Source organism: Microcystis sp. M165S2 (genome assembly GCF_020245885.1).
In the GTDB taxonomy this organism is placed as follows: Bacteria; Cyanobacteriota; Cyanobacteriia; order Cyanobacteriales; family Microcystaceae; genus Microcystis.
Genome location: NZ_JADBTZ010000336.1, coordinates 1 through 5,614, shown reverse-complemented (window position 1 = coordinate 5,614; position 5,614 = coordinate 1). Strand labels below are relative to the sequence as shown.

Annotated in this window: 7 protein-coding genes; 5 read left to right on the top strand and 2 right to left on the bottom strand. The window is 45.8% G+C overall.

The features are described 5' to 3' along the window. On the top strand, nucleotides 1-313 hold a 313-nt coding region (locus IM479_RS16660), incomplete at its 5' end, for a DUF4351 domain-containing protein (RefSeq protein WP_287684221.1). A gap of 30 nt (nucleotides 314-343) precedes the next feature. On the opposite strand, the gene IM479_RS16655 is transcribed toward IM479_RS16660, so the two are convergent. Next, nucleotides 344-529: a hypothetical protein gene (locus tag IM479_RS16655; RefSeq protein ID WP_286825182.1), complete on the bottom strand. Its 186-nt coding sequence runs from the start codon at nucleotides 527-529 to the stop codon at nucleotides 344-346. 62 nt (nucleotides 530-591) lie between these two features. On the opposite strand from IM479_RS16655, the gene glgX reads away from it, so the two are divergent. From glgX to eno, 3 genes are all read left to right on the top strand, one after another. Continuing rightward, nucleotides 592-2,670: a glycogen debranching protein GlgX gene (gene glgX, locus IM479_RS16650; RefSeq protein ID WP_287684222.1), complete on the top strand. Its 2,079-nt coding sequence runs from the start codon at nucleotides 592-594 to the stop codon at nucleotides 2,668-2,670. A gap of 115 nt (nucleotides 2,671-2,785) precedes the next feature. After that, nucleotides 2,786-3,547: a DUF3887 domain-containing protein gene (locus IM479_RS16645; RefSeq protein WP_286825184.1), complete on the top strand. Its 762-nt coding sequence runs from the start codon at nucleotides 2,786-2,788 to the stop codon at nucleotides 3,545-3,547. 46 nt (nucleotides 3,548-3,593) lie between these two features. Next, entirely contained in the window at nucleotides 3,594-4,892 is a 1,299-nt protein-coding gene (eno, locus tag IM479_RS16640) for a phosphopyruvate hydratase (RefSeq protein WP_286825185.1), read from the top strand. Nucleotides 4,893-5,097: 205 nt separating this feature from the next. Here the strand turns inward: eno and IM479_RS16635 are convergent, their stop codons facing one another. After that, nucleotides 5,098-5,289 carry a phage holin family protein gene (locus IM479_RS16635; protein ID WP_287684223.1) on the bottom strand — a complete coding sequence of 64 codons (192 nt, stop codon included), beginning with the start codon at nucleotides 5,287-5,289 and terminating at the stop codon, nucleotides 5,098-5,100. Between the two features lie 116 nt (nucleotides 5,290-5,405). On the opposite strand from IM479_RS16635, the gene IM479_RS16630 reads away from it, so the two are divergent. Then, nucleotides 5,406-5,614: transposase (locus tag IM479_RS16630; protein ID WP_287699496.1), on the top strand; the 209-nt coding region annotated here is incomplete at its 3' end.

The following is a 5,614-nucleotide window of genomic DNA, read 5'->3' as shown; positions in this document are numbered from 1 at the left end:
ATTATACAATTTGAGTAGGAACTTGCAAGCCTTACCCAAAAGAACCCAGGAGGAGAGGAAATTTATTATGCGTTTAGCTCCTTTATACGAACAAGATAGAGAAGCAGCGATTCAACAAGGAGAAGCCATTGGACTTCAAAAAGAAGCATCCAAGTTAGTGCTACGCTTACTTAACCGACGTTTTGGTGAACTGCCCCCGCATATTACCGAAACTATCCAAAAACTCTCAGTAGAAAAATTAGAAGACTTAGGAGAAGCATTGCTAGACTTTGAGAGTCAAGCTGACTTAATCAATTGGCTTAATCAAACCTAAAATATTCGGTAAAGGTCATTTAAAACTCCTCTAATTGTTTTCTTTATCTATCGGGAAATTGAGAGCTTTATCGAATAGGGCAAGGTCTTGGAAATTAATCACGCCATCTCCATGAAAATCTGGCGTTGCTGATTTGAGTTCTGAACATTCTTTGGTGATATTTTTAAAACCTGGACCCAAACTAACTTTTGGATAGGACACACATTTGGCATTCATAGCTTGATTCAGCAACGCCGAATAACCTTATACTACTCCTAATCACTTCTTATCTCTTGACAATGACCTTAAAAACCGATCACGGTAAAAGCCATCCTGTCGGTGCGACTGTCTTGGCCGATGGTGTCAACTTCTCACTATTTTCTAAGTATGCCACGGCGATCGAATTATTATTATTTAATGATGCTAATTCTCCCGTACCTAGCCGGACTATTCTCCTCACCCCGCAAACAAACCGCACCTTTTTCTATTGGCATATTTTCGTTCACGGTATTGGAGCCGGTCAAGTGTATGCTTATCGAGTCTATGGTCCGGATAATCCGGCCCAGGGTCATCGCTTCGATCCTGATAAAGTAGTTCTTGATCCCTATGCGAAAGCGATTGTCGGTGCGGAAATTTATGATCGGCAATCTGCCAGCGAAAAAGGCGATAATTGTCATCGAGCTTTGCGGGGTCTGGTAGTGGATCCGGGCTGCTATGATTGGGAAGATGACGCACCGCTACGCACTCCCTACTCTGCCAGTTTTATCTACGAAATGCACGTCGGTGGCTTTACTCGTAACCCGAATTCCGGCGTTAGCGAGGAAAAAAGAGGTACTTTTGCGGGATTAATCGAAAAAATACCCTATTTGAAAAACCTAGGCATTACTGCCGTGGAATTGTTACCGATTCATTACTTTGATCCCGCTGCCGCCATGCCGGGGTTAACTAACTATTGGGGTTATAGCACGATCGGCTTTTTTGCGCCCCATGCCGGTTACAGTAGCGATCGCTCACCCCTGGGTCCTTTGAATGAATTTCGCGATCTGGTGAAAGCGTTACACAAAGCGGGGATCGAAGTGATTCTCGATGTAGTTTTCAATCATACCGCCGAGGGAGACGAAATCGGGCCAACTCTTTCCTTGAAAGGTATCGATAATCGCACCTACTACATCCTCGACGGGGAAGATAAAAGCCTCTATAGCAACTATACCGGCTGTGGTAACACCCTCAAGGGCAGTCATCCCATTGTTGGCAAAATGATTCTCGATTGTTTGCGCTATTGGGTGTCAGAAATGCACGTGGATGGTTTTCGCTTTGACCTGGCGGCCGTATTATCGCGCAATGTGGACGGGGAACCGATTCTGCAAAAAGGTTATAACATGATCTGGGCGATCGAATCGGATCCTGTCTTAGCTGGGACAAAATTAATCGCCGAAGCTTGGGATGCGGCAGGATTGTATAGTGTCGGTCAATTTGTCGAATTTGCCGATTGGTTTTCCGAGTGGAATGGTCCTTTTCGCGATGATGTGCGCGCTTTTGTCCGGGGAGATACCGGCATAGTCAGCAAATTAGCGGCGCGGATTTTAGGAAGCCCCGACATATACCACAGACCTGATACCGATGTCAATAGAAGTATAAATTTTGTTACCTGTCACGATGGCTTTACCCTTAACGATCTAGTTTCCTACGACGAGAAACACAACGAGGCTAACGGCGAGGAGAATCGGGACGGTGGCAACGATAATTTTAGCTGGAATTGTGGGGTAGAAGGGGAAACCAATAACGAGAGGATTAAAACCCTGCGACTGCAACAAATAAAAAATCTCTTAACGATCCTGTTTATTTCCCAAGGAACACCTATGCTGTTGATGGGGGACGAAGTGCGACGCACCCAAAAGGGCAACAATAACGCCTATTGTCAGGATAACCAGTTAAGTTGGTTCGATTGGAGTGCGGTAGAGCAAGAGTTCGATCTTTGGTGTTTCGTAAGGAGACTGCTCGATTTTAATAAAAAATTAGCTCTTTTCCGTCAGGAAAAATTGCTAGAAGTCACCTATACCAGTCTTGAACCCCATCTCAGTTGGCATGGCGTACAGTTGAGTAAACCCGATTGGTCGGAAGATTCCCACAGTTTAGCTTTTTCCCTGCGTCATCCCAAGGCGAATGAGTATTTACACATTATGCTCAACGCTTACTGGGAATCTCTCAACTTCCAGTTACCCCCCTTGGGACAAGGGGAAAAATGGCATCGTGTCATCGATACTGCTTGGCAATTGTCCGAGGCAGCCTGTGATTTGGATGCCGCAGCCGCTATTGAATCGGAAACCTATCGGGTGCAAGCGCGTTCGGCGGTAGTTTTAATCGTTAAACCAGTATAACAAGAGGAGAGATATTGCCCGATCGACCGATGTTGAATGCTTTAACTAATGAACAATGGCATCAATTCAATCGTCAAGTGGAAAAACGTTATTTATTTGCGGAGCAATAGCTGAAATGATGCGGCTTTCATTAGCGAAACGGGTATCGATTCTCTCTTTGTGTTTAATTGGCTTTTCCCTGCCTTGGACCGCGTTCAGCGTTTCACCAGTACAGGCGAACCTAGAACCGACGGCGATCGCTATTGGTGATCCCGTCCGGGAAGAAAAGCAAGCTCGGCAGTTAGTAGAATGGTTGGGAACTAAACAATACGACAAGGTGATTGCAGCTTTGTCACCCCAACTAAAACCCCTCTGGACTGCCGAAAAACTGCAAAAGGTCTGGGAAAGCCAAGTCACTGACAATACTGGACCGTTTAAGCGCATTGTCGAAAGCAAGCTACTCGATGCTATCAATGCCAATCTGGTGATCGTCACCGTTGAATTTGAGAAACTCACTGAAGATGTGGTAATTACCTTTAACCGGTCTGGTCAGGTAATTGCCGCCGATTTTCCCGAATTTCGCAGTATTTCTGAGATTGGCGATGCTTTTGTCACGTCCTTGGTCAATAAAGACTACGGCCTGGCCAGAGGCTATCTACACCCTTTCCTGAAAGCTGAGGTTTTCCCCACCAGAGTACAAGGCGCTTGGGAGAATTTACTTAAGCGTACCGGCCCCGTGCGTCGGATCGTGGGAACTCAGGTCAGAAAAGGTTCGGATACGGACGGTGTGGATCTGGTGTTGGTGACGATTCAATTTGAAAAACTGACGGATACTTTAATCCTCGTTTTTGATGATCAAAAGCAGATTGTCAACGTGGATTTCCCTTTAGGCAATTAGTAATCAGCCGAAATAACCCCGTAAATTGAGTTGGAGACGACAAGTTATGTTAGATAAAATCGAAGTTCCCATCGAAGCGATCGCAGCTAGGGAGATTCTAGATTCCCGCGGCCGTCCCACTATCGAAGCGGAAGTGCTGTTAGAATCGGGGGCGATGGGTTTGGCCCAAGTTCCCAGTGGTGCTTCTACGGGCAGTTTTGAAGCCCACGAATTGCGCGATGATGATCCCCAGCGTTACGGTGGTAAGGGTGTCCTGAAAGCGGTTCGCAATGTCTACGAAAAAATTGTCCCGGTTTTGGAGGGGATGAATGCTTTCGACCAAGCTAGTATCGATTTAGCTATGATCGAGCGCGATGGCACGGCCAATAAACGAGAATTAGGAGCTAATGCTATCCTAGCCGTCTCTCTCGCTACGGCCAAAGCGGCGGCGGCGGATCTGGGATTGCCTCTCTATCGTTATCTCGCCGGTCCGATGGCCAATGTGCTACCCGTCCCGATGATGAACGTGATCAATGGTGGTTCTCACGCTGATAATAACGTCGATTTTCAGGAGTTTATGATCTTCCCCATCGGGGCCGATTCTTTTAAGGAAGGTTTGCGTTGGGGGGCGGAAGTATTCGCCGCTTTGGGTAAGGCCTTGCACGAACGCAAATTACTGACCGGTGTGGGCGATGAGGGCGGTTATGCTCCGAATTTGGCTTCAAATCAGGAAGCTTTGGATATTTTGATCGAATCGATCGAACGTGCCGGTTATAAACCAGGGTCAGAAGTGGCTTTGGCTATGGATGTGGCCGCCAATGAATTCTATCGGGATGGTCAATACATCTACGATGGTTCCGCCCATTCTCCCGCCGAAATGGTGGATTTTTTGGCGAGTTTAGTCGATCGCTATCCGATTGTTTCTATTGAAGACGGTTTACACGAGGAAGATTGGGATAACTGGAAATTATTGACCGATAAACTGGGGGCGCGGATTCAGTTGGTGGGCGATGATTTGATGGTGACTAATCCCATCCGTCTGCAAAAAGCGATCGATCTGGGTATTGCTAACTCGATCCTGATTAAACTCAATCAGATCGGTTCTTTGACGGAAACCCTACAAACGATCGCCCTGGCTACCCGTCACGGTTATCGTTCTGTCATCAGTCATCGTTCCGGAGAAACGGAAGACACCACGATCGCAGATCTGGCGGTGGCTACTAATGCCGGACAGATTAAAACTGGTTCTCTCAGTCGCAGTGAACGGGTGGCTAAGTATAATCGCTTATTACGCATCGAAGAAGAATTGGGCGATCGGGCGGTGTACGCGCCGAAAGTCGGTTTGGGCCCAAAATTCTTGGCCTAAAATTTGAAAAAAGTCTTGCAGTGATCGAAAAAGGGTGTTATACTAAAAATACTGATAACTGATAACTGGTCACTGACTATTGTGGTACTTCGCTGAAACCCTTTTCGGCGAAGTATTTATTTTTGGCCTTTTTTTGCCCAAAGGTATGATTTTTGGATCAAAGGTGTTACACTGAGGGTACTGATAACTGATAACTGGTCACTGACTATTGTGGTACTTCGCTGGAACCTTTTTCGGCGAAGTATTTATTTAAGAGGGTGTTGACCAGAGAGAGGACGATTGGCGCACCGATAAAAGCCACTAAACCCTTAACTGCGAATCCCGGGACGAGGATCGAGGCTAACCAGAAACAAAAGCCATTGAGAACAAGGATAAAGCCACCGAGGGTTAACCACAGAAACCAAAAACCTACCTAAAACTTTTTCAAGTTACTCATTTCTGTAGCTAGATAACTAAAATAAGTAACTTTTGCCACCGATAGATTTTAAGAACGTTATCCGGTATAATCAAGACATGAAGCTAGTTGAACGTCATATTATCGCCCAAAACCATCCCTTATGGTCAGAAATTGACCACTATGCCTTTTTGTCAAAAAATCTGTTCAATCTAGCTAACTACCACTATCGCCAATATTTCTTTGAAAACTCCCAAAAACTGAGTTTTAATCAACTCTATCATCTGGTATCTAAAACCTCAGATTATTTAGCTTTACCCACGAAAGT

Bases quoted from the DNA above. Each gene is read 5' to 3' on its own strand.
- IM479_RS16645 (WP_286825184.1), top strand. From the start codon at position 2,786: ATGATGCGGCTTTCATTAGCGAAACGGGTATCGATTCTCTCTTTGTGT.
- glgX (WP_287684222.1), top strand. From the start codon at position 592: ATGACCTTAAAAACCGATCACGGTAAAAGCCATCCTGTCGGTGCGACT.
- IM479_RS16655 (WP_286825182.1), bottom strand. From the start codon at position 529: ATGAATGCCAAATGTGTGTCCTATCCAAAAGTTAGTTTGGGTCCAGGT.
- eno (WP_286825185.1), top strand. From the start codon at position 3,594: ATGTTAGATAAAATCGAAGTTCCCATCGAAGCGATCGCAGCTAGGGAG.